The 26,113-nt window shown below is 54.8% G+C and carries 24 protein-coding genes and 1 pseudogene; 17 read left to right on the forward strand and 8 right to left on the reverse strand.

The features are described from left to right. Positions 1-807, reverse strand: a complete 807-nt coding sequence (locus RA157_RS07060; protein WP_350335765.1) for a phytanoyl-CoA dioxygenase family protein — start codon at positions 805-807, stop codon at positions 1-3. Positions 808-927: 120 nt separating this feature from the next. Here RA157_RS07060 and RA157_RS07065 point away from each other — a divergent pair, with 120 nt between their 5' ends. From RA157_RS07065 to dnaJ, 3 genes are all read left to right on the forward strand, one after another. Further along, positions 928-1,848 carry a LysR family transcriptional regulator gene (locus RA157_RS07065; protein ID WP_350335766.1) on the forward strand — a complete coding sequence of 307 codons (921 nt, stop codon included), beginning with the start codon at positions 928-930 and terminating at the stop codon, positions 1,846-1,848. Between the two features lie 266 nt (positions 1,849-2,114). Beyond that, complete coding sequence (dnaK, locus tag RA157_RS07070) at positions 2,115-4,028, forward strand: molecular chaperone DnaK (protein WP_350335767.1); 1,914 nt, start codon at positions 2,115-2,117, stop codon at positions 4,026-4,028. A gap of 111 nt (positions 4,029-4,139) precedes the next feature. Beyond that, positions 4,140-5,270: a molecular chaperone DnaJ gene (gene dnaJ, locus RA157_RS07075; protein WP_350335768.1), complete on the forward strand. Its 1,131-nt coding sequence runs from the start codon at positions 4,140-4,142 to the stop codon at positions 5,268-5,270. Positions 5,271-5,364: 94 nt separating this feature from the next. On the opposite strand, the gene RA157_RS07080 is transcribed toward dnaJ, so the two are convergent. After that, the gene (locus tag RA157_RS07080) at positions 5,365-7,029 is read right to left on the reverse strand and encodes a Na/Pi cotransporter family protein (protein ID WP_350335769.1); all 1,665 of its coding nucleotides are present in this window, start codon (positions 7,027-7,029) and stop codon (positions 5,365-5,367) included. 265 nt (positions 7,030-7,294) lie between these two features. On the opposite strand from RA157_RS07080, the gene RA157_RS07085 reads away from it, so the two are divergent. The 6 genes from RA157_RS07085 to RA157_RS07110 all read left to right on the forward strand — a co-directional run bounded on the left by RA157_RS07085 (position 7,295) and on the right by RA157_RS07110 (position 11,263). Continuing rightward, a complete protein-coding gene (locus RA157_RS07085; protein WP_350335770.1) occupies positions 7,295-7,894 on the forward strand; it encodes a class I SAM-dependent methyltransferase in 600 nt (199 codons plus the stop codon). A gap of 67 nt (positions 7,895-7,961) precedes the next feature. Beyond that, the gene (locus RA157_RS07090; protein ID WP_350335771.1) at positions 7,962-8,540 is read left to right on the forward strand and encodes an NADPH-dependent FMN reductase; all 579 of its coding nucleotides are present in this window, start codon (positions 7,962-7,964) and stop codon (positions 8,538-8,540) included. Positions 8,541-8,562: 22 nt separating this feature from the next. Further along, entirely contained in the window at positions 8,563-9,270 is a 708-nt protein-coding gene (gene pyrF, locus RA157_RS07095) for an orotidine-5'-phosphate decarboxylase (RefSeq protein WP_350335772.1), read from the forward strand. A 31-nt stretch (positions 9,271-9,301) separates the two neighbouring features. Beyond that, a complete protein-coding gene (locus RA157_RS07100; RefSeq protein ID WP_350335773.1) occupies positions 9,302-9,601 on the forward strand; it encodes a DUF1330 domain-containing protein in 300 nt (99 codons plus the stop codon). A gap of 112 nt (positions 9,602-9,713) precedes the next feature. Further along, a complete protein-coding gene (dapB, locus tag RA157_RS07105) occupies positions 9,714-10,526 on the forward strand; it encodes a 4-hydroxy-tetrahydrodipicolinate reductase (RefSeq protein ID WP_350335774.1) in 813 nt (270 codons plus the stop codon). A 119-nt stretch (positions 10,527-10,645) separates the two neighbouring features. Then, the gene (locus RA157_RS07110; RefSeq protein ID WP_350335775.1) at positions 10,646-11,263 is read left to right on the forward strand and encodes a 2,3-bisphosphoglycerate-dependent phosphoglycerate mutase; all 618 of its coding nucleotides are present in this window, start codon (positions 10,646-10,648) and stop codon (positions 11,261-11,263) included. A 130-nt stretch (positions 11,264-11,393) separates the two neighbouring features. Here the strand turns inward: RA157_RS07110 and RA157_RS07115 are convergent, their stop codons facing one another. After that, entirely contained in the window at positions 11,394-12,701 is a 1,308-nt protein-coding gene (locus RA157_RS07115; RefSeq protein ID WP_434058476.1) for an aspartate aminotransferase family protein, read from the reverse strand. A gap of 86 nt (positions 12,702-12,787) precedes the next feature. Here RA157_RS07115 and RA157_RS07120 point away from each other — a divergent pair. After that, a pseudogene (locus RA157_RS07120) lies at positions 12,788-12,973 on the forward strand (LysR family transcriptional regulator); the annotation flags it as partial. A 3-nt stretch (positions 12,974-12,976) separates the two neighbouring features. Next, positions 12,977-13,642 (forward strand): LysR substrate-binding domain-containing protein, encoded by a 666-nt coding sequence (locus RA157_RS07125; RefSeq protein ID WP_350336165.1) that lies wholly within the window; start codon positions 12,977-12,979, stop codon positions 13,640-13,642. A gap of 111 nt (positions 13,643-13,753) precedes the next feature. On the opposite strand, the gene RA157_RS07130 is transcribed toward RA157_RS07125, so the two are convergent. Further along, on the reverse strand, positions 13,754-14,575 hold the full coding sequence (locus RA157_RS07130) for an FG-GAP repeat domain-containing protein (RefSeq protein ID WP_350335777.1): 822 nt from the start codon (positions 14,573-14,575) through the stop codon (positions 13,754-13,756). A gap of 429 nt (positions 14,576-15,004) precedes the next feature. On the opposite strand from RA157_RS07130, the gene RA157_RS07135 reads away from it, so the two are divergent. Further along, positions 15,005-16,219, forward strand: coding sequence for a GTP-binding protein (locus RA157_RS07135; RefSeq protein WP_350335778.1), 1,215 nt, complete (start codon positions 15,005-15,007; stop codon positions 16,217-16,219). 17 nt (positions 16,220-16,236) lie between these two features. Continuing rightward, positions 16,237-16,878: a DUF1826 domain-containing protein gene (locus RA157_RS07140; protein ID WP_350335779.1), complete on the forward strand. Its 642-nt coding sequence runs from the start codon at positions 16,237-16,239 to the stop codon at positions 16,876-16,878. Positions 16,879-16,894: 16 nt separating this feature from the next. Here the strand turns inward: RA157_RS07140 and RA157_RS07145 are convergent, their stop codons facing one another. Both RA157_RS07145 and RA157_RS07150 read right to left on the reverse strand, forming a co-directional pair. Then, on the reverse strand, positions 16,895-18,403 hold the full coding sequence (locus RA157_RS07145) for a trimethylamine methyltransferase family protein (RefSeq protein WP_350335780.1): 1,509 nt from the start codon (positions 18,401-18,403) through the stop codon (positions 16,895-16,897). Positions 18,404-18,513: 110 nt separating this feature from the next. Beyond that, on the reverse strand, positions 18,514-19,872 hold the full coding sequence (locus RA157_RS07150; protein WP_350335781.1) for an MmgE/PrpD family protein: 1,359 nt from the start codon (positions 19,870-19,872) through the stop codon (positions 18,514-18,516). Between the two features lie 243 nt (positions 19,873-20,115). Here RA157_RS07150 and RA157_RS07155 point away from each other — a divergent pair, with 243 nt between their 5' ends. Together RA157_RS07155 and RA157_RS07160 are read left to right on the forward strand one after the other, a co-directional pair. Then, a complete protein-coding gene (locus RA157_RS07155) occupies positions 20,116-20,814 on the forward strand; it encodes a DUF3047 domain-containing protein (RefSeq protein WP_350335782.1) in 699 nt (232 codons plus the stop codon). Continuing rightward, the gene (locus tag RA157_RS07160; protein ID WP_350335783.1) at positions 20,811-21,527 is read left to right on the forward strand and encodes a TIGR04283 family arsenosugar biosynthesis glycosyltransferase; all 717 of its coding nucleotides are present in this window, start codon (positions 20,811-20,813) and stop codon (positions 21,525-21,527) included. Before RA157_RS07155 ends, RA157_RS07160 begins: the two co-directional genes overlap by 4 nt. A gap of 46 nt (positions 21,528-21,573) precedes the next feature. On the opposite strand, the gene RA157_RS07165 is transcribed toward RA157_RS07160, so the two are convergent. Next, a complete protein-coding gene (locus RA157_RS07165) occupies positions 21,574-22,428 on the reverse strand; it encodes a DUF547 domain-containing protein (protein WP_350335784.1) in 855 nt (284 codons plus the stop codon). Positions 22,429-22,644: 216 nt separating this feature from the next. Between RA157_RS07165 and RA157_RS07170 the strand changes: the two genes are divergently transcribed. Beyond that, on the forward strand, positions 22,645-23,835 hold the full coding sequence (locus RA157_RS07170; protein WP_350335785.1) for a mandelate racemase/muconate lactonizing enzyme family protein: 1,191 nt from the start codon (positions 22,645-22,647) through the stop codon (positions 23,833-23,835). 33 nt (positions 23,836-23,868) lie between these two features. Here RA157_RS07170 and RA157_RS07175 read toward each other — a convergent pair whose 3' ends face one another. Continuing rightward, entirely contained in the window at positions 23,869-24,771 is a 903-nt protein-coding gene (locus RA157_RS07175; protein WP_350335786.1) for a LysR substrate-binding domain-containing protein, read from the reverse strand. Positions 24,772-25,131: 360 nt separating this feature from the next. Between RA157_RS07175 and RA157_RS07180 the strand changes: the two genes are divergently transcribed. Further along, positions 25,132-26,100, forward strand: a complete 969-nt coding sequence (locus tag RA157_RS07180) for an NAD(P)-dependent oxidoreductase (RefSeq protein WP_350335787.1) — start codon at positions 25,132-25,134, stop codon at positions 26,098-26,100. The last annotated feature ends 13 nt before the right edge of the window (positions 26,101-26,113 follow it).

Here is a 26,113-nt window from a genome sequence, read left to right on the forward strand (position 1 = left end):
TCAGGCGCTCTTTGGCCACAGGACAGGGAACCAGTCCTCGCGCAGGCGTTCACCATCGCTCATGCCATGATCAGGGAAGGGGGGCGAGGTCCGGCCCGGGCGCGTGATATAGCGTGCATCATCGCCGACCCAGCGCATGGAGAAGGCCCGGCGTCGGGATCCGCCCTCATTGGCCCGTGCACCATGTGCTGTACGATAGTGGAACAGCACGGCATCACCCGGCTCCATCTCCCACTCGAGAACACGATGATCCTCGTCCGGTGAATCCGGATTGGGAACAGGCCGATAGTCACCGCTGTCATAGAAATTGTCTTCTTTCAGCCAGCGTGTGGGCAGCACCATCTTTTCCCATTTGTGGGATTCGGCAATAAAGCGCAGCGTTGCATCCTTGACCGGATCAACCGGTATCCAGAAGCTGACAAGCTGCTGTCCGTCGACAAAATAATAGGGATGATCCTGATGCCAGGGCGTTGCCTTTGAGGTGCCCGGTTCCTTGACCAGCACATGGTCATGAAAGATCTGGGCTGTCTTCGACCCTGTAATGGCCGCTGCAACCTCTGCAGCCGGTGAGTTTTCAATCACATTCCGGAATTCGGGAATACGCTGCCAGTTGCAGTAATCATCAAAGAAACGACCGGTATCAGTCTCCGTGAGGTTCTCCGCAGCATAGGGACCGGGTTCCGCAAGATTCCGCTCAATCCCGGCTGCAATCACATCGACCCAGTCCTTGAACAGGCCGCGAATGCGAACGACACCGTCGCGCTCATAGGCATCAATATCGGTCTTGGTGACATAATCACAGGACATGGAACGCTTCCTCCTCACTGATAGCAGACAGCATCCGGCAGAGCTGATGCGCTTGCAGAGTGTCAGAATTCCATAATAGAAAGAAGAAATATTCTCTTATAATCAGTATAGATAAAATCTATGAATATCACGATCAGACATCTTCAGGCTTTTGTTTCTGCCGCCGACAATGGCAGTCTGACGGCAGCGGCGCAGGTGCTGAATATCTCGCAGCCGTCAATTTCATCCAGTATTGCGCTGCTGGAAGCCCATTATGGCCGGAAGCTCCTACAGCGCCGACCGGGCCATGGCGTGTCTCCGACAGCCTTCGGTGCAGAGCTGGCAAAGCGGGCCCGGCGTCTCCTGTCAGATGCCCGGGATCTCGATGGCTTTGGTCAGCATGAATCCGGGCTTGGGGGTACGGTGACAATCGGATGTTTCCGCGATCTGGCACCCTATTATCTGCCGCGTTTCCTCAAGGATTTTTCTGATGACCATCCTGATGTGACGGTGCGCTTTCTGGAGCTGGATTTCCAGGCACTTGCCATTGCACTGGAAGATGGTGCGATAGATGTGGCACTGACCTATGATCTGCTGGTCCCGCCAGGTTTTGAGAAATCAGTTCTGATGCATCTCGATGGCCATGCAATGATACCTGCCGATCATGAGCTGGCGAGGGAAGAGGCGGTGTCTCTTGCGCAGCTGGCCGAGCATCCATTGATCCTGGTGGATCAGCCGGGGAGCTGGCAATATGTTCTGCACCTCTTTCAGCATGCGAGCCTGTCGCCGGATATACGATTCCGGCCAACCTCTTTTGAGCTGCAGCGCGCACTGGTTGCCTCCGGTCATGGCGTGGCGCTGTCTTTCACCCGTCCAGTATCCGATATCAGCTATGACGGTAGCCCTCTGGCAATCCGCCCCATCACCGATCCGATGCCCCGACAGGCTATTTTGCTGGCTCATCCGGACCAGCGGCTTCTCACAGCTCAGACACGTGCCTTTATGGCCCGCTGTCGTGAGACTGTCGGGTGCGTAGAAACAATGGTGTCGGATGGGTACTGACCTTAACAGTCTTGCAAGGAAAAGCTGGCATCAGCTCTGGAAAGTGCTCCGGTCGGTCACTTTTTGAGCTTCCATCACGAATCCGTGAAAACCTTCTCTTGCGGCTTTGCGAGACCCCTCTTATATACGCCGTGAAGAGTTGCGCACCGTTTGCTCGTGTGCGCTGGTTTCAAGGAAGCCAAGGGGACCGGTCGGGATGTTGAACCCGGCTTATCAAGGATGCCCTCATGGGGTCCTCAGCGGTCTGCCTGCAAGGAGATAGACATATGGCTAAGGTGATCGGTATCGATCTCGGCACAACCAATTCCTGTGTGTCCGTTATGGACGGCAAGGATCCGAAAGTTATTGAGAATGCGGAAGGCGCGCGGACAACCCCGTCCATGGTTGCTTTCTCCGACGATGATGAGCGACTGGTTGGTCAGCCGGCAAAGCGTCAGGCTGTTACCAATCCGGAAGACACACTGTTTGCCGTCAAGCGTCTGATTGGCCGTCGGTATGATGATCCGACCGTTGGCAAAGACAAAGACCTGGTTCCCTACAAGATCGTCCGTGCCGATAATGGCGATGCGTGGGTGGAAGCCGATGGCAACAAGCATTCCCCGTCTCAGATTTCTGCAATCATTCTGCAGAAGATGAAGGAAACCGCAGAAAGCTATCTGGGCGAGAACGTCACACAGGCTGTTATCACGGTTCCGGCTTACTTCAACGATGCTCAGCGTCAGGCGACCAAGGATGCGGGCAAGATTGCCGGCCTTGAGGTTCTGCGTATCATCAACGAGCCGACCGCCGCTGCTCTGGCCTATGGCCTCGACAAGAATGACGGCAAGACCATCGCTGTTTATGACCTTGGTGGCGGTACCTTCGATGTGTCCATCCTCGAGATCGGCGATGGCGTTTTCGAGGTGAAGTCCACCAATGGTGACACCTTCCTCGGCGGTGAAGATTTCGACATGCGTCTCGTCGATTATCTTGCTGATGAGTTCAAGAAGGAAAGCGGCATTGATCTGAAGGGCGACAAGCTGGCCCTGCAGCGTCTGAAGGAAGCAGCGGAAAAAGCAAAGATCGAGCTGTCCTCTGCGACCCAGACCGAAATCAACCTGCCATTCATCACCGCTGATGCATCCGGTCCCAAGCACCTGACCATGAAACTGACCCGTGCCAAGTTCGAGGCACTGGTGGATGATCTGGTTCAGCGCACGATCAAGCCATGTGCAGCTGCTCTCAAGGACGCTGGTCTCAATGCCGGTGAAATCGACGAAGTGGTTCTGGTCGGCGGCATGACCCGCATGCCGAAGGTTCAGGAAGCCGTGAAGCAGTTCTTCGGCAAAGAGCCGCACAAGGGTGTGAACCCGGATGAAGTGGTTGCCATGGGTGCTGCCATTCAGGCTGGCGTTCTGCAGGGCGATGTGAAAGACGTTCTGCTGCTTGATGTGACCCCGCTGTCTCTCGGCATCGAAACTCTTGGTGGTGTCTTCACCCGTCTGATCGACCGCAACACGACGATCCCGACCAAGAAGAGCCAGACCTTCTCAACAGCAGAAGACAATCAGAATGCCGTGACCATCCGTGTCTTCCAGGGTGAGCGCGAGATGGCTGCTGACAACAAGATGCTCGGCCAGTTCGATCTGGTTGGTATTCCGCCAGCACCGCGTGGTGTGCCGCAGATTGAAGTGACCTTTGACATTGATGCCAACGGTATCGTCAACGTGTCCGCCAAGGACAGGGGCACCGGCAAGGAACAGCAGATCCGGATCCAGGCATCCGGTGGTCTCAGCGACGCTGACATCGACCAGATGGTCAAGGACGCTGAAGCCAATGCGGAAGCAGACAAGAAGCGCAAAGAGGCTGTTGAAGCAAAGAACCATGGCGAAGCTCTGGTTCATTCTGCCGAGAAGTCCCTGTCTGAATATGGTGACAAGGTTTCAGAAGCTGACAAGTCAGCCATCGAAACTGCCATCGCGGACCTGAAGACTGCCCTTGAAGGTGACGACGCAGAAGATATCCAGGCAAAATCCCAGGCACTGACCGAAGCCAGCATGAAGCTGGGCGAGGCCATGTATCAGGCCAGCCAGGCTGATGCGGAAGCCGGTGCAGAGGAAGAGACCAGTTCTGCCCAGGATGATGATGTTGTTGATGCGGACTTCGAAGAAGTCCAGGACGACGACAAGAAATCCGCCTGATCATCGTTACAAGGCCGGATCAGCACCTGATCCGGCCTTTTGACTTTCTCGCCTTCGCAGACCGCTTGTTCGATACGGACTGAGGTTTGCTGACATGAAGCGTTGAAAACCATGTCGAAAGCCGATTTCTACGAAACTCTGGGTGTTGGTCGCGATGCGAGCGACAAGGACCTGAAAAGTGCCTTCCGCAAGATGGCGATGAAATATCATCCTGATCGCAATCCGAACGATCCGGAGGCGGAAGCGCGATTCAAGGAAGTGAACGCGGCTTATGAAGCCCTGAAAGACCCTGAGAAACGTGCAGCCTATGATCGCTATGGTCATGCAGCCTTTGATGGCGGCATGGGCGGTGGTGCCGGTGGTTTCAACGGTGATTTCGGCTCGTCCATGTCGGATATCTTTGATGATATCTTCGGTGATTTCATGGGCGGCGGGCGACGGCAGCGACAGTCCAGTGGGCGCGGTGCTGACCTGCGCTACAACATGGAAGTGACGCTGGAAGAAGCCTTCACTGGCAAGGCTGCTGAGATCCGTGTGCCCACATCTGTCACCTGCGAAGACTGTTCGGGCTCCGGCGCTAAGTCAGGTTCAAAACCGAAAACCTGCGGAACCTGCCATGGACACGGCAAGGTTCGGGCATCTCAGGGTTTCTTCACCATCGAGCGGACCTGTCCGGCCTGTCAGGGGCGGGGAGAGATCATTGATGATCCGTGCGGTGGATGCAGTGGTTCCGGGCGCAAGACCCAGGACAGAACCCTGTCTGTCAACATCCCGGCGGGAATCGAAGATGGAACCCGTATCCGCCTCTCCGGAGAGGGCGAGGCCGGTGTTCGCGGTGGTCCGTCCGGAGATCTCTATATCTTCCTGTCCATCAGGCCTCATGAGTTTTTCCAGCGCGACGGTGCGGATATCTTCTGCCGTGTTCCGATTTCGATGACAACAGCCGCACTTGGCGGGTCCTTCGAAGTCCCGACGGTTGATGGTGGCAAGACGCGGGTCAAGGTTGGTGAAGCCACCCAGACAGGGCGCCAGTTCCGTCTTCGCAGCAAGGGTATGCCGGTGCTTCGGTCCTCCCAGCAGGGCGACATGTATATCCAGGTGACCGTGGAAACCCCGCAGAACCTGACAAAACGCCAGCGTGAACTGCTTGAGGAATTTGCCAAAGAGAGTTCCGAGACCAATTCGCCGGAAAGTGAAGGGTTCTTTGCCCGGATGAAGGATTTCTTCGGCGGCAAGGAATAGCTTTTCCGAAAACTGTGTGCGGTTTTCGGATAAGAATATGCTTCCGGACAAGTAGGTGAGCATTTTGAGCAGCTCTGTATAAGCTCAATATGCTCTATATGGCCTGCAGGCGGGTTCCGAGCAGCTCGCCGCTTTCCTCCAGAATAGGCTGTGCCACGCTGGAAAGCAGTGAATTGATCTGCTTCAGATCGCGAATGGCATCCAGATAGACTTCGCTGGTCTCGATATCATCAATCGCACCCTGCCGCAGACGCTCCAGATGCTGACGATAGGCGGTCCGTTCCAGATCACGGAAGGCATCTTTCTCTGTCAGCAATTGGCGTGCTGTTTCCCGCTCAGGTGTCAGGAATACGGTGATGGCGAGCTGCATATTGGCCAGTACGCGATCCTGAATGATGCGGAGTTCCTTCCAGTCGTCATCAGAGAACATCAGATGATGTTTGCGTTTCTTCTCGATATGGCGCAGCAGATTGCGGACGATGATGTCAGCTGACTGCTCAAGCTTGATCGAGAAGCCGATCAGCTCGTCCCGTCGCATCTGGTCCTTCTCCGGCAGATCGTCATTGTTGATCTGACCAAGATAGGTCTTGATGGCCACATACATCTTGTCCACATCGTCATCCATCGCTTCGAGGCGCGTTTCAGCGTCGGGATCGGATCGCTCGAACAGGGCAACAGTCTGTCTGAACATCTGGTCGACCATCTCGCTCATCCGTACCATCTCCCGGGTTGCACAGGAGAGGGCCAGTCGTGGTGTGTCGAGCGCTGCCGGGTCGAGCAGACTGGGTGTATGGATTGTTTCGCCGTCTGCATCGGTCGCCATATCACGCCGGGGAAGCAGTGCTGCCATCAGATGGTTGATGCCATTGAGAAGTGGCAACGCCAGCACCACAAGCAGAACATTGAAAGCCAGATGGAAATTGACCGCCTGCCAGCCGGTGTCCGTTCCGAGATAATCGGTAATCGGAAGGCCCGAGCTGAGAGCAACCAGTACAATGACGGCAAGAACCAGGCGGACCAGAAGATTCCCCGCTGGAATACGTCGCGCCTCGGGAGACTCAGACCGGGTCAGTGCAATGGCTGTCAGGGCGCTGCCGACATTAGCACCGAGGATCAGTACAAGAACCAGATTGACCGGTACCAGGCCGCTGGCTGCAAAGGACGCAAAGAGCAGGACCGCAGCCACACTTGAATGAATGAGCCAGGTCAGAAGCGCGGCGCAGAGGAAGGTCAAGGCCGGGTCTTCAGACATATAGGAGATAATGACAGGCAGAAGTGTACTGTCCCGCAGGGGCTGCGAGGCTTCACCGATCATATTGAGGGACATGAGAATAAGCCCTGCCCCGATCAGCATCCGGCCGACCTGGTGTGTTGTTCCGCTCTTTTGTCGAAGAAACAGCAGAACGCCCACAGAAACCAGAATGGGCGTAAACAGGGACAGATCAAAAGACAGGATCTGGACAACCAGTGCCGAACCGATATCCGCACCCAGCATCATGGCAAGGCCGGCATTGCTTGTCAGGCTGCCAAGCGCGGCAAAACCTGTGACCAGCATGGCAACGGCGGTAGAGCTCTGCAGCATAAGAGCGCCAACCATGCCGGAGAGAACAGCAGTCAGCCGGTTTCCCGTTGCCCTTTGCAGCCTGTGGCGGAGAGATGCGCCGCTGAGCCGCTCGACGCCGGTTCTGACGAGCCGGGTTGACCAGAGCAAAAGGGCAATTGCACCTGCAAGATTGATAAGGACCAAGGAGCCGTTCAAGTCCAAACCTCGTCGATCAAATGAATTTTAATTAGCCAGAAAATCAAAAACACCTGTTTGATTCGGCTTTATTTTGTTTGTGGATCTATAGATATGCGCAAAAAGTGCATTTTTCAAGGCAAAAGCCTCGATATTATCATTTGCAAGCTATAATAAATATATTTAGCCGACGTAATAACGATAACAACACGTTTCCGTGTTTACCTCAAACCTTGCCATGTTTGATCCCTATTATCTTCAGTACACGCAAGTTGGGAGATAGCAGGTGTCGTTCAAGACAAGAATTCTGTCTGAGTTCTCGACAGATCTCAGGTTCTTAAAGCAATGGGCTGACAACCCTCTCACCACCGGGGCAATTGCCGCAAGTGGTGTCGCCTTGAGCCGGGCAATGGCTGAAGAGGTTCCGTCTGATCAGTCGGGCCCGGTGCTGGAACTGGGGCCTGGAACCGGGTCGGTGACCAGTGCCCTGCTGGCAAGTGGTGTTGCGCGCAGCGATCTGAGTGTTATCGAGTACAGCGTCGATTTCAGCCAACATCTGCGGAAAACCTTTCCGGGCCTCACCGTATATACGGGAGATGCCTATGCCCTTGAGGAGATCTTCAAAGAGCAGCCTGATCTGAAGTTTCGGGCGATTGTGTCGAGCCTGCCATTGCTGACCAGGCCCTTGAAGGACAGAACGGCTCTGGTTGAGTCCGCTCTCGAACATCTGCGACCCGGTGCACCCTTCATTCAGTTCTCTTATGGGCCTCAAGCCCCTGTAAAGGCACGGCGAGGTATCTATTCCGCGTCGCCTTCCAAATGGATTATCCGGAATGTTCCGCCGGCGCGCGTCTGGACTTACCGTTCTGACCCTAAGATGGGCTGACTATTCCAATAGGGTTCAACTTATGCGAAGACTGTCCCTGTTTACGCTGTCTTGAATAGGGTTTGTCATGGCTCCTGTCTCCGTTCTGTGTCTGTCCGGCTCATCCCGCGCCGGATCGTTCAATACAAAACTGGCTGCTCTTGTGGCCAGGCGCGTCGCCCTCCGGGATGCAGACGCCACTCTCATCTCACTGGCTGATTACCCTCTGCCATTGATGGATGAGGACTATGAGCGGGAGCATGGCATACCCGAAAATGCCCGGAAGCTCGCTGAGCTGATCTGTGCGTATGATGCCGTCTTTATTGCCAGCCCGGAATACAACGCCTCTCTTACCCCTTTGCTGAAAAATGCCATTGACTGGGTCAGCCGGGTGAAGACCCCACTGGGTTCAGCTTACAAGAACCGTATCTTTGCCCTGGGCGCGGCTTCCCCCGGTGGTTTGGGCGGTATGCGGGCTTTGCCTGTTCTGCGGCAGTCCCTGGTTGGCATGCTTGGCCTGGTCATTTCAGAGCAGATCAGCGTTGGAGGTGCCGGAGATGCTTTTTCTGATGACGGTGACCTGGCCAGTCCGAGAACAGACAAAATGCTGGATGGCATGATTGATCGTCTGCTAGAGATTTCCGGCGCAATCTCGCCTAACCGATAATTTCAATAGAACCGGGGGTTCCATGTACCGACCGAAGACCGCTCGGGATCGCCTGATCCTGCCATTGGACGTGCCCACAGTGGATGAAGCCCGTGCTGTCATCGACACGCTGGGCGACAGCGTCACCTTCTACAAGATCGGCATGCAGTTGCAGTTTGCGGGCGGGCTGGCCTTTGCCGAGGAGCTGGCCAAATCCGGCAAACAGGTCTTTCTGGATGTCAAACTGCTCGACATCGACAACACCATCGCCAAGGCTGTCGAAAATGTCTGCCGCATGGGCATGACCTTCATGACCCTGCACGCCTATCCAAAGGCCATGCGTGCGGCTGTGGTAGCACGTGGTAACAATGGGCTCGGTCTGCTCGGCGTGACGGTTCTGACCAGTATGGACCAGCCGGATCTTGCAGAAGCCGGATATGCCACGGATGTGGCTGACCTTGTGGCAAAACGCGCTGTTCAGGCACGTGAGGCAGGTATGAGCGGAATTGTCTGCTCGCCGCTGGAAGCGTCAGCCATGCGCAAGCTGGTCGGTGATGACATGGTGCTGGTCACGCCGGGGATCCGTCCGCGCGGGGCAGATGTGGGTGATCAGAAGCGGATCATGACTCCAACTGATGCGATAAGGGCAGGGTCTGACTATCTTGTGGTCGGCCGTCCTGTTCTGGCAGCTGACAATCCACGCCTGGCAGCAGACCGGATTGTCGAAGAGATCGAGCAGGCACTGGCGTAATTCTGATCAAAGACCCTAGAGGTGATGGACCATGGCAAACAAGGGATACTGGATTGGCCGTGTCGATGTGGACGACGTGGAAGCCTATCAGGCCTATATCGATGCTAATGGTGCGGCTTTTGCCGAGTTCGGTGCCCGGTTCATCATTCGTGGTGGTGCCTTTGAGACTGTCGAAGGCACCAGCCGGTCGCGCAATGTGGTCATCGAGTTCCCCAGCTATCAGGCTGCGCTCGACTGTTATAACTCGCCGGTCTATCAGGCTGCCAAAGCGTTTCGCACACCGGTTTCCACAGCCGATATCATCATTATTGAGGGTTATGAGGACGCCTGAAGACAGACGGGATGACACCGTCTTATTCTTTCGCCTCAATGACCCATAAAACAGGTCCACTCTCTGAGGATTTGCGCTATATCCTTCAGACATCAGGACTGGAGATTTGACAATGAGCGACATGCGGCTGGTAGTGGTCGGTGCGGCAGGCCGGATGGGACAGGCGCTTATCCGGGCAATTGATGAGATTGACGGCGCTGTTCTCAGCGGAGCCATTGAGCGTGAAGGCTCAGACGCGCTTGGGCGTGATGCCGGTGAGCTTGCAGGTCTCGGGCCGCTCGGTGTGCCGGTGACAGACGATCCGTTGTCTGCCTTTCTGGAAGCCGATGGCGTGGTTGATTTTACCTCTCCTGACGCCACATGCAGTTTTGCCGAGCTCTGCGCGCAGGTCCGTATCGTCCATGTGATTGGTACCACCGGCTGTGAACCCCGGCATGACGAAGCGATTGAAGCCGCTGCCCGGCATGCCACGATTGTTAAATCCGGCAATATGAGCCTTGGCGTCAATCTGCTTGCAGGCCTTGTACGCAAGGCAGCTGCAGCGCTGGATGAGGATTTCGATATCGAAGTGCTGGAAATGCATCACAAGCACAAGGTAGATGCGCCATCCGGCACCGCTTTGCTTCTGGGTGAAGCTGCTGCAGAGGGCCGGGGCATTGATCTGAAGGCCCGCTCTGTTCGTGTCCGTGATGGAATTACTGGCGCGCGCGGCCGTGGCGATATCGGCTTTGCCACCCTGCGTGGCGGGTCTGTTATCGGTGAGCACAGTGTCATCTTCGCAGGTGAAGGTGAGCGCATCGAGCTGACACACCAGGCGCAGGACCGCGCCATTTTCGCCCGTGGTGCAATCAAGGCTGCCCTCTGGGCCCATGGTCGCAAGCGAGGGCTTTATTCAATGGCAGATGTTCTGGGATTAACTGACTGAGTGTCCGAAAACCTGTCTGAACATATATCCGAAAATTCACATGTCCATATCGCAGCATGGAATGAGTGGGATTTTCAATCCCTGTTGCGATCATCAACCTGACTGACTGGAGCAATGTAATGGAACGCCTTCTCGTGCTTGTCCGCCACGGACAAAGTGACTGGAACCTCAAGAACCTTTTCACCGGCTGGGAAAACCCGGACCTGACCGACAAGGGCGTAGAGGAGGCGAAGCGGGCCGGTGTCCGGCTGAATGATCTCGGCCTCAAGTTCGACCTTGCTTATACAAGCGAACTGGTGCGTGCGCAGCGGACCTGTCAGTTTATCCTGGATGGGGTTGGCCAGAGTGATCTTGAAACCGTGCGTCATCTGGCTCTGAATGAACGTGATTATGGCGACCTGACCGGCCTCAACAAGGACTCAGCCCGCGAGAAATGGGGCGAGGAGCAGGTCCACATCTGGCGCCGCTCCTATGATGTGCCGCCTCCGGGCGGGGAAAGCCTGAAAGATACGGCAGCGCGTGTTCTGCCCTATTTCATCACCGATATCCTGCCAAGCGTTATGAGCGGCAAGAAAACCCTGGTCGCAGCCCATGGGAATTCCCTGCGTACGCTGGTGATGGTTCTGGACCGTCTCTCAAGCGACGAGATCACCAGCGTCAATCTGGGCACTGGCGTTCCGATGATCTACCGCCTGAATGAGGATACATCGGTTCTCTCGAAGGAAGTTTTGGACTAAGATCCAGCCAGGATCATGAACAGCTCAAAGCCCCGGAACGGAGACGATTCCGGGGCTTTTCTGATGTATTCCAGAGCATAACCCTAATAGGGAAAGATTAGTAGCTTGCTTCGCTATTTGCGTTCTGGGATCAAATTGACGCTCGAATTGACTCTCTTAACACTTCGATGCCGCGTTCTAGTTCATCATCTCTAATTGTCAGGGGAGGTGCCAGGCGAAACACACTCGACAACCCTCTTAGATTGACGATGTTCATCCATACGCCCCGCTGTGCGGCTTCCCTGCAGATTCGCTGCCCCAGATCTTCGGCTGCAATCTTCATTTCTCTGTCCTGCACGAATTCAACACCGACCATAAGTCCTCGCCCCCTTACGTCACCGATGCAATCAAAACTGGCTTGCAAGTCCTTCAATGCATTCTGGAGCTTGATACCTGCCTCGTGAGCGCGGTTCACCAATCCCTCTCTTTCGACGACATCCAACACCGTCAAGCCCACTGATGCCGGAAGCGGATCGGATACATGTGTTGTAAAAAACAGAAACCCGCGTGCATGCGCTTTTTCTTCTATGTCGCTACGCGTCAACACGGCGGCCAGAGGAAGTCCGGCACCCAGTGTTTTTGACAGTGTCAGAATATCGGGAACAACCCCGTCCCGCTCAAATGCGAACATGGTGCCGGTTCGACCTATCCCTGTCTGCGCTTCATCGAGTATCAGAAGCATTTCTCGCTCTTCGCATTTTCTCTTGAGCGCTGCGAGATAGCCTGGCGGGAGGTCAAGCATACCGCCAACTGATAGTATTGGCTCGGCAATGAAGGCGGCCAGGCTGCCAATGGATTGACTGTCAACGAGTGCAAATGCGTCATCAAGCTCCGTTTGCCAGTCAATTGTGCCGTCCGGGTGTTTAAACCGCGGTCGGTAAGAGTTTGGAGCCGGTATCGCAATTGATCCGACATTCGCGGGGCCCAGCCCGTGCGGTCGCTTGCTGTAGGTCGCTGACGCTGCAGCTCCGGTCATTCCATGCCAGCTTTTGGAGAATGCTACGATTTCGTGTTTTCCCGTCACGAGCTTTGCCAGTTTTATGGCTGCTTCGTTCGACTCTCCTCCTGTGGAAAGTAAAAGGACCTTTTCGAGACCGGGTACCATAGTGCCAAGGCGTTCTGACAATTCGACCACTGGCCGTGACAACATTCCACTGAAGAGATGATCTAACTCACCGATCTGTTTTTGAACGGTTTCAACGATCTTCGGATGCGAGTGCCCCAAGAGTGAACTCATCTGCCCTGAAGTAAAGTCAAGGATGCGCCTGCCCTCGCTATCAATAAGACAGCTGCCCTCTGCGCGCTCAATAATGGTGTCTTCGAATTCCGATCCGTACCGGATGACATGTTTATCAACTTTGTTCCAAAATCCAGTTTTGTCGCTCGTCATTGCATCCATCCAAAGGTGTTTGATCGTGATAAATAACATCGCATGCAAAATTAAAAAAATTGATTTAATAGAATTTAGGTATTAAATATTTTGATATGAAAAGGTCATTAGAAATTTCGCTCCTCCGAAGTTTTGCAGCTGTGGTTCGACATCGTTCGATTAGCACCGCGGCACTGCAGGTGGGTCGAACACAATCAGCTGTCAGCACTCAAATGAAGCGATTGGAGCATGTGGTTGGCGGGAGGCTCCTCCATCGTTCCGGTAATGGAGTGGAGCTCACACGCTTGGGCGAACAACTGATGACACATACCCACATGCTCTTGAATCTGCATGATAGTGCGCTGTCAGACCTTACTGGGACAGGTCTCAGCGGAACGATCTGCATTGGCTGCCCTGAGGACTACCTCGATATTTTTATGCCACAAATCCTTGAGCGTTTCACGGTGATGCATAGTGACATTGAGCTTGAGATCAAAAGTGCACCAACAAATGAGCTTCGGGCAATGTTGGATCGCCGCACCATCGACGTCGCCATTGTTTCGGATCCCATACAAGCGCGCGAGCCTGAACCATTACGAAAGTCACGGCTGGTCTGGGTCTGCAAAGAACCGTCACCGGACATACTGAAATCTTCTGTGGTGCCACTTGCACTTTCGGCAAAGAATACGCTTGATCATCGCATTGCGGCAGAAGCCATGAGACAAGCAGGTATTCCCTACCGGATCGCTTTTGCAAGTAACAGTCTGAATGGCTTGATTTCCATCGCCCGATCAGGAGCAGCGATAAGCGTTATCACAGTAGATGCGGTGCCGGATGACCTGGAACTGGTTGAAGAATTATTGCCGCAGCTTCCAGAAATAAAGATCAGCATTGAGCTGTCAGGTGCGCCAAAAAGAAGGGCTGTATCCGAATTCCACCGCGTAGCGATGGACGTAATTTCAGATACATGAGTTTCTTTGCGCAATGGTTTGATGAAAGCCTTTCATGCAGCGTGGATTTTCTGAATAAACACAATGTTCAATGCTGCATCGTGGCCAGGGCGTCAGCAATAAGTGTTGATCCTAGGGACAGGAGAGAGATGCCTGAAGGCTTTCCGGTCCGTCAAAGCGTCCGATAACCTCTGTGCGGACTTTGTTGTCCACCAGACTTACCGCCACAATTGAGGACCAGTTTGCAGTGGCTAATATCATTTCGGGAGTATCATCACAGGATCGAATGCCCCCGGCAATGAACGGCCAGCCGATCTTGTGGTTTGAATAGCCTGGTTGTACGGCAATTTCCGTAAGCGTGTGATTGTCATAGCGCCAGATACGCAAGGTCTTGGCGAGATGTGGACGGTCGATGTAAGCGATTTCCATCCTGCCGTCCCCGTTCAGATCAGCAGCTCCGATGGGGGCCAGCCAACGATAGCTCCGGCCAATATACGGGGTTGCGGCGAGAAGTTGAAAATCCTGCCCGGGTGCAGGATAGCCATAGACCTCTAACCGCGCACCTTTCTGTGCATGAGAGGCAACTGCGATCACTTCGTTTCGACCATCGCCATTCAGATCCACCAGGCGCGGCGCGGTATCCTCAAACACCCGGTTTTTGCCTGCCAGAACGCTGTCACAGACCACGCGAGTTCCATCGTCATACCGGACAAGCAATCCTTCCGCTTCGATGGTGTCTCCCAAAACGCCATGCGTATAAGCTCTTGTTGCGCCGAAATACCGGGCTTGGATGATCGGCCTCTGGTCTGAGGTTACGATTTCTGATTGGGGTGGGGGTGCGGGACGCTGGCAGCCATCCTCCGGGCCTCGCGCTGCATCCAGTACCTGAGACGATGCCGGTGTGGACACCATGCAAACTAGGACAGTGCTCAAGACGCAGTGGCGCAGGCTCATTTTCCTCACTCCCATATAGTCCCGGTCAGGTCCATAGCTCTAACTTTAGGCTCCTGGGTTAAGGTAAAACAAGGTACCTGCTTTTTCTCTTGGCCTTTGGGCGGACGTTTTTGATCAGGCTGGGAACAGCCTTGTTGCCCGCGCTGATCATATATCAGGGGATCAGACAGCCTGTTTTCTCTTATGATCCAAGGCTTCTTCCTGTTTGACCTCCCTCTTTTCCTACGAAACGCTGCCGTCCTGTTGCTTTCCCGATACGCCTGTTGCTCTCCCGGCCTCTGATCAGCATCGATTTGGTGTCATTATTGATTGATATGTTATAACATATCATTTATGTTTAGCGAAACTACACCCCGAGACACCGGATTCCATAATGCGGCCCTGGCTGGCACGGGGTCCACGGGGCCTGCAAGAAGGGAAATAACGCCAATGACAGCAGATAACCGCCTGCCGGTAACCGTTCTCTCCGGATTTTTAGGCGCAGGCAAAACAACATTGCTGAACCGTGTGCTCAACAATCGGGAGGGTCGCCGGGTTGCCGTAATCGTCAATGACATGTCCGAGGTCAATATTGATGCGGATCTCGTACGCGCGGATACCGAACTCAGCCGGACAGATGAGACACTGGTTGAGATGTCAAATGGGTGCATATGCTGCACCCTTCGTGATGATCTTCTGGAGGAGGTGCGCCGCCTCGCTGCTGACGGGCATTTTGATTATCTGCTGATTGAATCTACCGGGATTTCAGAGCCTCTGCCTGTGGCCGCGACGTTTGAATTTCGTGACGAGACCGGGAACAGCCTTTCGGATGTCGCGCGCCTTGACACGATGGTCACCGTGGTCGATGCGGTAAACCTGCTGCATGATTTTTCATCCCATGATTTTCTCCGGGACCGTGGAGAAACCCTGGGCGAGGAAGATGAGCGCACCCTGGTGCATCTGTTGACCGACCAGATAGAGTTTTCTGATGTTGTCATTCTGAACAAGGTCGATGATGCGGGACCTGAGAAGGTGGATATCGCCCGTAAAATCATCCGCAGCCTGAACGCAGATGCTGAGATCATTGAAACCAACCATTCTGTGGTCGCTGCAGAGAAACTCCTCAACACTGGTCTCTTTGACTTTGAGAAGGCTCATGAACATCCCATGTGGGCCAAGGAACTCTATGGTTTTGCAGATCACGTCCCGGAAACTGAAGAATATGGCGTGGCATCATATGTCTATCGGGCACGACGTCCGTTTGTTCCTGAACGTATCCAGGCGCTCCTCAATGGAGAGATAGCAGGGGTTATACGGGCCAAGGGGCATTTCTGGATATCGACCCGGCCTGACTGGGTTGCTGAGTATTCTCTGGCTGGCGCTCTTTCCAGTATTGGGCCACTGGGTATCTGGTGGGCTTCAGTACCGGAAAGTCGGCGTCCGACCCATGATGCTGCACGTGCCTATATGAAAGCGCACTGGCAAGAGCCCTGGGGCGACCGGCGTCAGGAGATCGTTTTCATCGGCGCGGGGATTGACTGGCCTGCTCTGAAAGAACGTCTGGACGCATGCCTGGTCCCTGCCGCTGATGCATCAGGGCCTGACAGACTGCCCGATTATCCCGATCCATTTCCGGATTGGCAAAGAGCGGAAGCTGCGGAATGAGATGCGCTGGAAAAGACATGAGAGATACGGCCATCGGTATTGAAGTGACCAATGATCCGGAGGCGCTCAGCGCATTCCTTCAACCAGATTGTGTTGCGGCGATCTGGCATCGGCAGACTCCTCCGGACGTCCAGAACTGGCTGGATGCCCTGGACCCGGAACGTCTGCCGCGCGGACGGGTTATCCTGCAGTCCGAGGCGGTTACAAGCGCGGTCGATCATTTCTGCCATATGACGGGTCTACCGGCAGGCCCTGGGCGCGATTGGCTTCAGGCGGATATCGCCCTGCTGGCTGAAAGATTCTCTGACCTGACGGGGTCGCGGTTCCTGAGGCTTCGTCTGGATGTCATCACAAGCAATGCCTGCCGTAAATTTCATATTGATTCCGTCACCGCACGACTTGTCTGTACCTATCGGGGGACCGGCACACAGTATGGAATTTCCAACGACGGTCATGATCCGGAACAGATCATGACTGTTCAAACCGGGTCGCCTATTCTGCTGCGCGGCACATTATGGCCAAGCCATCCGCCAGCCGGAGTTCTGCATCGGTCGCCGCCTATTGAGGAGACCGGAGAGACCCGATTGCTTCTGGTGTTGGACTCGGTTGCCGATCCGCAAAGTGAAGTCGGGGAGATGGTTTTGGAGCAGGTGCACTGAAATCGGCATCAAACTCTCATTGATGCAACTCCCGTTTCCGGCGCGCGACATAATCTTCCAGCTCGTCCTTGATGGCGATGTCAATTTCCGGGGGTTCATAGTCCTGAAGCAGGCTTTTCCAGATGCCATTGGCTCTGGTCGCTGCATCTTTGGACCCGGCATCTGCCCAGTTCTCAAAGTTCGACCAGTCGGACAGGAGAGGCTGGTAAAACGCATGTTCGTAGCGCTCAAGCGTGTGAGCTGTGCCGAAGAAATGCCCGCCCGGACCAACCTCGCTTATGGCATCAAGGCCGATTTCGTCCTCATTAATGGTAAGGCCGTCCATCCAGGCCGCCATCATCTGCAGCATCTCGGCATCGATGATCAGCTTTTCATAGGATGCGACGAGGCCGCCCTCAAGCCACCCGGCACCCTGATGCAGAATACTCACATGGCCGGTAATCGCCCCCCACAGTGCCATCTGTGCTTCATAGGCTGCCTGGGCATCCGGTGCGTTGGAGGCATTGGCATTGGACGAGCGCCAGGGCAGTCCGTAATGACGCGCCATCTGGCCTGAGGCCTGGGCGCCGAGCGCGTATTCAGGTGTGCCGAAGGCTGGCGAGCCACTCCGCATATCTGCATTGCAGACAAAGGAGCCATAGATATACGGGCATCCGGGGCGAACCAGCTGAACCAGAGCACAGGCTGCCAGTGTTTCGGCATTCTGCAGGGTCAGTGCGCCCGCAACGGTCGCGGGGGCCATGGCACCTGCCAGCGCAAAGGGGGTAACGCAGACAGCCTGCCCTGCACGGGCAAATTCTATTACGCCCTGGGCAATTTCGGGATCAAGAACCAGAGGCGTATTGGTATTCGTGTTGACATAGAAAACCGGGTCAGCAGCGAGCGCCTCATCACTGGCCTGAAGCATGATCTTCGCCATGGCCAGTGCATCCCGGGCCTTGTGTCGACCGATGGTGACAGGTTTCCAGGGCTTGTCTGATAGCAGGCAGGACTGCAGATAGAAGTCCAGATAGCGGCTTTCGGCAGGCAGGTCGACCGGCTCAACCGAGCAGCCGCCCATATTGTGCAGGATGTTCAGGGAGTGAACGATCTTCATCACATTGCACATGTCTTCGTAGCTGCCGGCCCGCCTGCCATGGTCCAGGTCTGACACGAAGGGCGGGCCGGCTACTGCGGCAAAGCACATATTGCCTTCGCCGACTGTGATGCGCTTATTGGGATCGCGACCGCGGATGGAAAAGCTGGAGGGTGCTTTTGCCACAAGTGCCATAAGTCCATCCCGGTCAAACCGGACCCGCTGATTGGTCTCATCCACCGAAAACCCGCCCGCCTTGAAAATTGACCGTGCCTCCGTATCCATGACGTGAAGGCCTGTCTCTTCCAGAACACGCATGGAGGACCCATGAATGCGCTCAATCTGTTCCGGCGTCAGCACTTCCATAGGAGAAAACGGGTTTCGCACCTGCCTGTAAGGCATCTGCTGGATGGCATTCTTCTGGCGTGTGCGAGCCCGGCGGCGGGTCATGAGTGTTTCCTCCCGTCTCATGATCTTGATCTTATCACTGTCACGGCAGAACCCCGGGATCTCAACTGAAATCCCTTCACAGTGATGAATCGTTCTGCCGTCGGCTTTGTTCAGGCCGGATCAATCGCAATCCGCAAAACATCTGCGAAATCAGCGCCATCTGTACCAAGAGCCAGGATTGCATCCTTCAGTGCCGAAGCGCGACCCTCGCCAAGCACCGGATCGGCATAGGCGTGATATTTCCCGATCACTTCACTGTTTGGAAGCTGGTCTCCTGGTCCTCCTCGCGCGTTTAACGGGCCTGATTCAAGCCTTTGCCCGTCTGAGAGAACAAGGCTCAGATCAGCCCAGCGGCCTTCGGGGAAGCGCTTGTTGTAAAGATCGTGTTCCGAAACATGCGTGACAGACACAAGCCGGGCAACATCTTCGTCTCTCAATCCGTCTCCGGTAATCTGGTCTACGCCCACCATGCCGTTGACCAGCATGGAAGCCACCGCAAAGGCAAGACTGTATTGGGCGATGGAGGGCTGCTGTGGCATTCCGGCAAACAGGCGCGCTGATTCATGAAAGGTCCTGACCTCGACCCGCTCAATCTGCCGGTGATCCAGATTGTGGCGTCGCCTCAGAATATCGGCTCCGTCAATCGGAGCATGAGCCCAGCGGCAGATCGGATAGGGTTTGACATATTGCTCATCCGTTAGCCAGTGCGCGCCGAGATCCTTCCAGTATGTGGCGATATCTTCAGCCTCAACCGTAATGGCTGGTGCACCGGTAAAGCCACGCTCGGCCATGAAGACAGCACTCATGCCCGCCAATGTGCCCCAGGATGAGCCATCATGGAGCATGGTTGGATTGTCAATTTCGCGCATCATCTGGCTTCTGGGGCCGTGATATTCCGCAATCCCCATGGCTTCGCGCAATTGTCCGCTTGAGAGAGAGCGTAGTCTTGCACCAAGAGCTGCGACGCCAATGGCGTTCCAGGCACCGGATGTATGATAATCAGAGACGGTGTCGTGCAGCGCACGCCCGGCCCGTCCGGCAATTTCATAGGCGATGACAAGGGATGCCAGTGCTTCGCGACCCGAAAGAGAAGAAAGCCCTTCGCCAAAAGCACAAAGTGCTGGCACCACCGCCACCCCGATATGGCCCTTGGTAAGATTATAGCCATCATGGGCATCAAGGTTGTCTGTCTGGGCAGCAAGGGCAAATCCGGCTCCTGTGGGGCTTGCGATCCGCCCGTCAAACAGAATATGAGCCCTGGGGCCATTTGCGCCCGGTGCATGATGATCGGCGGTAAAATCCCGGGCAATCTGCCCTGCCTCAAGCCGGGAGGCGGCAATTGCGACGCCAAGTGTATCCAGAAGCAGATGCTGGGCTTTCTCCAGTGTCTGATCAGGGATCTGATCGGGCTGTGTGTCCAGCACAAAGGCCGCAACACGGTTGAACTGATCCTGCGAGATCTGTGTCATGCGCATATTCCTCCCGGCTATAAGGGTAGTGAGCAGAGGTCTGCGCCGTTGAAGAAAACCGGCCTTGACTGGATGATTTTGGACAAAGAGGCCGGACTTTCACGGACTTGTCACTGTCTGTGAGTTTTGAACGCCTGCATGGATGCCCACCTCTATGTCATACAGTCAGTCAGAGTGAGTTCCTGAAAACCGGGCAGTTCCTTCATGCAGGAATTCACGTCTAACCAATTAGTCAGGTGTGTGATGTTTCGGCTATTGGCATTGGGGTTGGTTGCCCTGTCTTTCATTCTTATCCTCGCCGACCGGGGCATTGCTGCGGGCGTTGGGCGGCTTGACCATGCGCCTGAAACCTGGGAAGAGCTGACCCTTCCCGGCAAGAAAGCCAATGAAACCCGGTTCTCTGATGCGATGATTGAAATCCAGTCAGATCGATCGGTCTCCTTTCGTTATGCAACACTCAACGGGCAGCAGCAGGATGCCCGGTCGATTGCCTGGGACTGGCGCGTTGATCAGCAGGGGCCAATCACAGAACAGACCCGCAAAGGTGGAGATGATCGCTCACTCGCCTTGCATCTCTGGTTCCGGGATCAGGACAATGCCTCTCTTTTTGGCTCGATAGGCTCTCTGTTCGGATATCCGCGCGTCGGGCATCTGATTACATACGTCTGGGGTGCAAAAGAGGCCGCCGGAACCATTCTTCCCAACCCCCATTATGACAAGGGTGTGGTGATCGTGCTGAAAGGGCCTGACGCGGAACCGGGACAGTGGCAGCGTGAAAAGCGGTCGATCGATCAGGATTTTCTCGCAAGCTTTGGTATTCCTCTTCCTGACAGTGGTTTGCACCACATCGCTTTGTCTGCCGATACAGATGATACCGGCAGCCGCAGCAGAGGGTCATTCCGGTCTATCCGGTTGGGCGCTGAGGGGCAGGCAACCCGATGAGCATATCGGTTGTCATTCCGGTTCTGAATGAAGAGAAGGCGCTTCCGCGCCTTTTGGCGTCTTTGAAGGCGCTTGATCACCTGGGTGAGATCATCGTGGTGGATGGCGGGAGTTCAGACAGAACACAGGATTGTGCCCGGGACCATGACGCAAGGGTGCTGGTCTCGCCATGCGGGAGAGGGCAGCAGTTGCGGGCCGGTGCTGACATAGCCAGCGGTGATGTTCTGTGGTTCCTGCATGCGGATACGGAAATCCAGCCTGGATGTGACAAGGCTATCCTTGATGCTCTGGCTGACCCCGATGTTCCGGGAGGCAATTTCCGGCTTCTGTTTGACGGCGGCTCGGACTTTGCGGAATGGCTGACCGGATTTTATGCCGACCTCAGGCCTCGGGGGTTTTATTATGGAGATTCAGGTATTTTTGTCAGGCGGTCTGTCTACAGAGCCCTTGGGGGTATTCGGGACATGGCGCTGATGGAGGATTATGATTTTGTCTGCCGCCTGGAAAAAACCGGGCCGACGGCCAATATCAGCAGACCAGCATTGATTACGTCATCGAGACGCTTTCAGCAGAGGAAAAAGTGGCGGATTGTCTTCCAGTGGATCTGGCTGCATATGCTGTATTATCTGCGGTTCTCGCCCGATTATCTGGCAGCACTCTATCGATCGTCTGACCACATTCCGGCAGATACCCCGCTGAAGAAACGCGGCTGAAAAAAGGCCCGGCAATACGACCGGGCCTTGTCTTATCGGCTGTGTATCAGGAGCCGTTCAGGCTCCAGTCATACTTAACATCATGGATTTTGCCGATGGACTGAAGCTGGCGTTTCAGATCCGCATTGGCATATTTGAGAATGTGATTGAGCACATCCTTGTCGGACTTGCCGAAATCCTCATAGAACCAGTCGTAGATCTTTGAAACAGTGACCTTGCCGTTCTTTACCGATACGCCGCGCGCATTGTTTACATAATCCCGGGCACCCTTTGAAAGCTGACCATTGACTGTCTTGCCGGTGAAAGGCCGGGTCTGCAGATTGGGGCAGCCGATTGAAGCGCAATTGACGGCATAATGGATACGCGCGTCACGCCAGAGCGGTCGCAGGATCCGGTGTTCGATATCATTCAGGCTGACTTTGCGGCCTTCGATTGTCACCAGCTTCTTGCCCCAGGGGCCATCTGCGAAAAGGCCGGGGGAGATATCGATATCGCGGATGGATTTGACAGGTTTGTTATCCAGAACCACCTGAATGGTCAGCGCGTTATACAGGTTGATCCAGTAAGCTTTCTGGACATTGCGATTATAGCTGCTGATCTTCAGCGCTGTCATGTCCTTGATATAGGCATCAAGCTTGGCCTTGTCGCTGCTGGAGACGCTGCGATAGGCAAAGAGATTGACGCCACCACGCCCCTTGCGGACATATTTCTTGAGAACGTCACCCCAGCGGCTGTGATCAATGGTCCGGGTGTCGGACTTGGCGCTGGTCCGCCAGACGGACCAGGCATCCGCATCAGGCGCAAAAATGCGCTCACCACTGCCAAAGGCCGCGGTCATGGTTACAACACCTGCCAGCAGAACCGCTTTACCGATTTTGGGAAAAAGACTTGTTTGAAACACCGGGTTCCCTCCGTGTCGGATCATGTCTGAAGTGAACATGTGCGAGGGTGGTATCAGGTTCAATTCACACCTCTGCACAGCTCGGTGATTGTTCCGACAGGAGGTGTGTATCCTGAGGGGTGAATAATTTTTCGGCTCAGCCCTGATCTCATTCATTTGCCATCAGGCGCACTTCCGCGCACTCTTGCAGCATGGTGAGGTGGAGGAGGAGCTGCCATGAAGATCACGGATTTCAAAACCTTTGTTGTCGGCAATCCGCCACCGGGGTTTGGCGGTCGCTATTTCATCTTTGTCAAACTGGTCACCGACAGCGGCATTGTCGGCTATGGCGAGGTCTATGCAGCGACATTCAGTCCACATGTCATGGCGCGCATGGTGGAGGATGTGATTGAACGGCATGTGCTTGGCACGGACCCGTTCAGGATTGAGCATCTGTGGCGACGGGTTTACGGGGCCGGTTACACATTGCGCCCCGATGTTTCGGTTATGGGTGCGCTGAGCGGCATCGAGACCGCCTGCTGGGATATCATCGGCAAGGAGGTGAACAAGCCGGTTTATGAGCTGCTCGGAGGCCAAGTGCACGAAAAACTGCGCTCATACACCTATCTCTACCCAAAGGATGATGAGGATCACGCAGCGTTCTACCACGATGCGGACCGCTCCGCTGAACGGGCTCTGGAATATGTGGAGAAGGGCTTCACCGCGTTAAAGTTCGATCCGGCAGGGCCTTACACCATCTATGATGGCCATCAGCCTTCCCTTGAAGATATTGCCCGGTCTGTGGAGTTTGTCAGAAAGCTGAGAGAAGCGGTTGGCACAAGAGCTGACCTTCTGTTTGGTACCCATGGTCAGTTCACCACATCCGGTGCCATCCGTCTGGCCCGTCAGCTTGAGCCCTATGACCCTCTCTGGTTTGAAGAGCCCGTTCCTCCGGAAAATCCGCGGGAAATGGCAAGGGTCGCGCGCCAGACCACGATTCCGGTTGCGACCGGTGAGCGTCTGACCACCAAATATGAATTTGCCCGTGTTCTTGAAAACCAGGCGGCCTCTATTCTTCAGATGGCCCTTGGCCGGGTTGGTGGTATTCTGGAGGCCAAGAAGATAGCCGGAATGGCAGAAACCTACTATGCCCAGATCGCCCCGCACCTCTATTGCGGTCCGATTGAAGGGGCTGCCAATGTGCAGATCAGCACCTGCACGCCGAACTTCCTGATTCTCGAGAGCATTCAGGACTGGGGAGGATTCCACGCGAAAATCCTGAAGAAACCGATGCAGTGGCAGGATGGCTATGTGATCCCGCCAACAGATCCTGGCATTGGCGTTGAGCTGGATGAGGACGTGGCTGAAGCCCACCCCTACGAAGGTAAAGACCTGCATCTGGATATGGTGGCTGAGCCGGTACGGTAGGGGCAATATCAAAGGAATGGATTGGTCTGAACCTTAATCAAGCAGGAATGTTTCCCGTTTGATCCAGTCCACAAAGGCGACCACTTCCGGCCTGGCCCGGAGGCGGTCCTTGATCAGGCAGTAGAATCCGCGCTCGGATTCGAGTGTCAGGCCTGACGGCCGGATCAGGCGACCGTCCTGAATGTAGGAATCCACCAGCCGCCCCCAGCCAAGCCCGATGCCTTCCCCGTTCAGAACAGATTGGATCAGCAATCCATAGGTATCAACGGTGATGCCGGGCAGGGGCAGGCTTGGTCGATGGCCTTGTTCACGCAGAAAGACGCTCCAGTCGATCCAGCGATAATGGCTGTCATTGAGGTGGATAAGCGGCTGGGCGGCCAGTTCTCCGGCAGACAGGTCAGGTCGGGAGTTCTGAAGGAGGGCCGGGCTACAGATCGGATAGACTTCCTCGCCGAACAGATAGGTCACGTCCGCACCCGGCCAGCTGCCTTCGCCAAAGCGGATATAGATGTCAGCCGCATTGAAATCCGTATGATCGCCCTGATCCCTGGTCATCAGCCGGATATCGGTTTCCGGGTATTGCCGCCGGAATTTCGGCAGACGCTTGTTCAGCCAGAATTGTGCAATGCCGGCATGAGCGCCGATGAGGATCTGCGAGGGTCCCTTTGTCTGGCGAAGCGCTTCCGCTCCGGTTTCAATAGCGTCCAGTCCGGTAATGGCGGCACGATAAAGCTGTCGGCCTTCTTCGGTGAGCGACAGTTTACGATTCTGCCGTTTGAACAGCTCGACCCCCAGATCCTCTTCAAGGGCCTGTATCTGCCGACTGATCGCAGGCTGCTGTACGTTCAGCTCTTCTGCAGCACGCGTGAAATTGAGATGAGATGCTGCCGCCTCGAAAGCAACAATGGCATGCATGGATGGCAGCTTGCGACGCATATCATTCCTTCAAGAAGGGATAAAGGGCAATTTTATCTGAATTTATAGCAATTTTTAATTCATTTAATGAATTTGAGCAAGGTCGCTGATTTAATTATCCGGATAATTAAATGCGTCGGTTGTTCGGCTTGTTTTTATGCTTAACAGGCTTGTTGTTCGTCTGCAGAAAACCGCCACAATATCTTAACAGCAAAAGCCCTTGCAGATCATGAAGCCGACTAAATAGTAATATCATTCATTCAATGAATTTAAAACATGAATAAAATCACTATTTACAGAGGTATATCCCTAATTCATCATTCTTTCAGGTTATCATTATGCAGTCTCAGTTTCTGCGATCTTCAGGAGGTCAACGGCTACATGGCTATTTCATCTATTGGCTTTATCGGGCTCGGCAATGTTGGCGGCAAGCTGGCCGGGTCGTTGATCCGCAACGGTTTCAATGTGACGGTTCGGGATCTGGACAGAGATGTGGCGCAGCCATTCCTTGATAGAGGTGCGCAGTGGGGTGAAAGTCCCAAAGCCATGATGGAAACCTGTGACATGGTAATCACCTGTCTGCCTTCCCCTGCTGCGAGTGCTGCGGTTATGGAAGCTGAGGATGGTATTCTGGCCGGGATGTCCTCTGGCAAGATCTGGGCGGAGATGAGCACCACGGATGAGCATGAGGTCAAACGACTTGGTGCGCTGGTGCGCGAGCGGGGCGGTGAGCCGATTGACTGCCCGGTTTCGGGCGGTTGCCACAGGGCGGCAACCGGCAACATCTCGATTTTTGCAGGATGTGACCGGGCGACGTTTGAGACAGCATTGCCGGTGATCAAGGCCATGGGACGCCGCATTCTTCATACGGGGAATCTGGGTTCCGCTTCGATCCTGAAGGTGGTTACAAACTATCTGGCCACGGCCAATCTCGTCACCCTGTGTGAAGCGCTTGTCACTTCGAAGGCGGCAGGTATGGATCTGAACACGGCCTTTGAAGCCATCAGAATTTCCTCCGGAAATTCCTTTGTTCACGAGACGGAAAGTCAGGTCATTCTCAACGGCAGCCGCGATATCAATTTCACCATGGACCTGGTGGTGAAGGATATTTCCCTGTTCCAGGAAGTTGCGGACCGGTGTGACGTGCCGCTTGAAATTTCCCCCATGCTGAAAGCGATTTTCCTCGATGGTCAGGAGCGTTATGGCCCGAGAGAACTGTCTCCCAACATCATCAAACGGCTGGAAGAAACAACAGGCCTTGATATCCGGGCTTCGGGCTTTCCAACAGAAATGGTGGATGATGAGCCGGAAGAGCCGGGATATGAGGTGATCCCGACCGGAAAGGGCTAGGCCCTGATCCTAG

Origin of the sequence: Coralliovum pocilloporae (assembly GCF_030845175.1) — a bacterium.
GTDB classification, from domain to species: Bacteria; Pseudomonadota; Alphaproteobacteria; order Rhizobiales; family Cohaesibacteraceae; genus Coralliovum; species Coralliovum pocilloporae.

Bases quoted from the DNA above. Each gene is read 5' to 3' on its own strand.
- RA157_RS07060 (WP_350335765.1), bottom strand. From the start codon at position 807: ATGTCCTGTGATTATGTCACCAAGACCGATATTGATGCCTATGAGCGC.
- pyrF (WP_350335772.1), top strand. From the start codon at position 8,563: ATGTACCGACCGAAGACCGCTCGGGATCGCCTGATCCTGCCATTGGAC.
- RA157_RS07145 (WP_350335780.1), bottom strand. From the start codon at position 18,403: ATGACCCGCCGCCGGGCTCGCACACGCCAGAAGAATGCCATCCAGCAG.
- dnaK (WP_350335767.1), top strand. From the start codon at position 2,115: ATGGCTAAGGTGATCGGTATCGATCTCGGCACAACCAATTCCTGTGTG.
- RA157_RS07150 (WP_350335781.1), bottom strand. From the start codon at position 19,872: ATGACACAGATCTCGCAGGATCAGTTCAACCGTGTTGCGGCCTTTGTG.
- dapB (WP_350335774.1), top strand. From the start codon at position 9,714: ATGAGCGACATGCGGCTGGTAGTGGTCGGTGCGGCAGGCCGGATGGGA.
- RA157_RS07130 (WP_350335777.1), bottom strand. From the start codon at position 14,575: ATGAGCCTGCGCCACTGCGTCTTGAGCACTGTCCTAGTTTGCATGGTG.
- RA157_RS07175 (WP_350335786.1), bottom strand. From the start codon at position 24,771: ATGCGTCGCAAGCTGCCATCCATGCATGCCATTGTTGCTTTCGAGGCG.
- RA157_RS07090 (WP_350335771.1), top strand. From the start codon at position 7,962: ATGGCTCCTGTCTCCGTTCTGTGTCTGTCCGGCTCATCCCGCGCCGGA.
- RA157_RS07140 (WP_350335779.1), top strand. From the start codon at position 16,237: ATGAGAGATACGGCCATCGGTATTGAAGTGACCAATGATCCGGAGGCG.
- RA157_RS07135 (WP_350335778.1), top strand. From the start codon at position 15,005: ATGACAGCAGATAACCGCCTGCCGGTAACCGTTCTCTCCGGATTTTTA.
- RA157_RS07115 (WP_434058476.1), bottom strand. From the start codon at position 12,701: ATGGATGCAATGACGAGCGACAAAACTGGATTTTGGAACAAAGTTGAT.
- RA157_RS07180 (WP_350335787.1), top strand. From the start codon at position 25,132: ATGGCTATTTCATCTATTGGCTTTATCGGGCTCGGCAATGTTGGCGGC.
- RA157_RS07065 (WP_350335766.1), top strand. From the start codon at position 928: ATGAATATCACGATCAGACATCTTCAGGCTTTTGTTTCTGCCGCCGAC.
- RA157_RS07155 (WP_350335782.1), top strand. From the start codon at position 20,116: ATGTTTCGGCTATTGGCATTGGGGTTGGTTGCCCTGTCTTTCATTCTT.
- RA157_RS07160 (WP_350335783.1), top strand. From the start codon at position 20,811: ATGAGCATATCGGTTGTCATTCCGGTTCTGAATGAAGAGAAGGCGCTT.
- RA157_RS07110 (WP_350335775.1), top strand. From the start codon at position 10,646: ATGGAACGCCTTCTCGTGCTTGTCCGCCACGGACAAAGTGACTGGAAC.
- RA157_RS07170 (WP_350335785.1), top strand. From the start codon at position 22,645: ATGAAGATCACGGATTTCAAAACCTTTGTTGTCGGCAATCCGCCACCG.
- dnaJ (WP_350335768.1), top strand. From the start codon at position 4,140: ATGTCGAAAGCCGATTTCTACGAAACTCTGGGTGTTGGTCGCGATGCG.
- RA157_RS07100 (WP_350335773.1), top strand. From the start codon at position 9,302: ATGGCAAACAAGGGATACTGGATTGGCCGTGTCGATGTGGACGACGTG.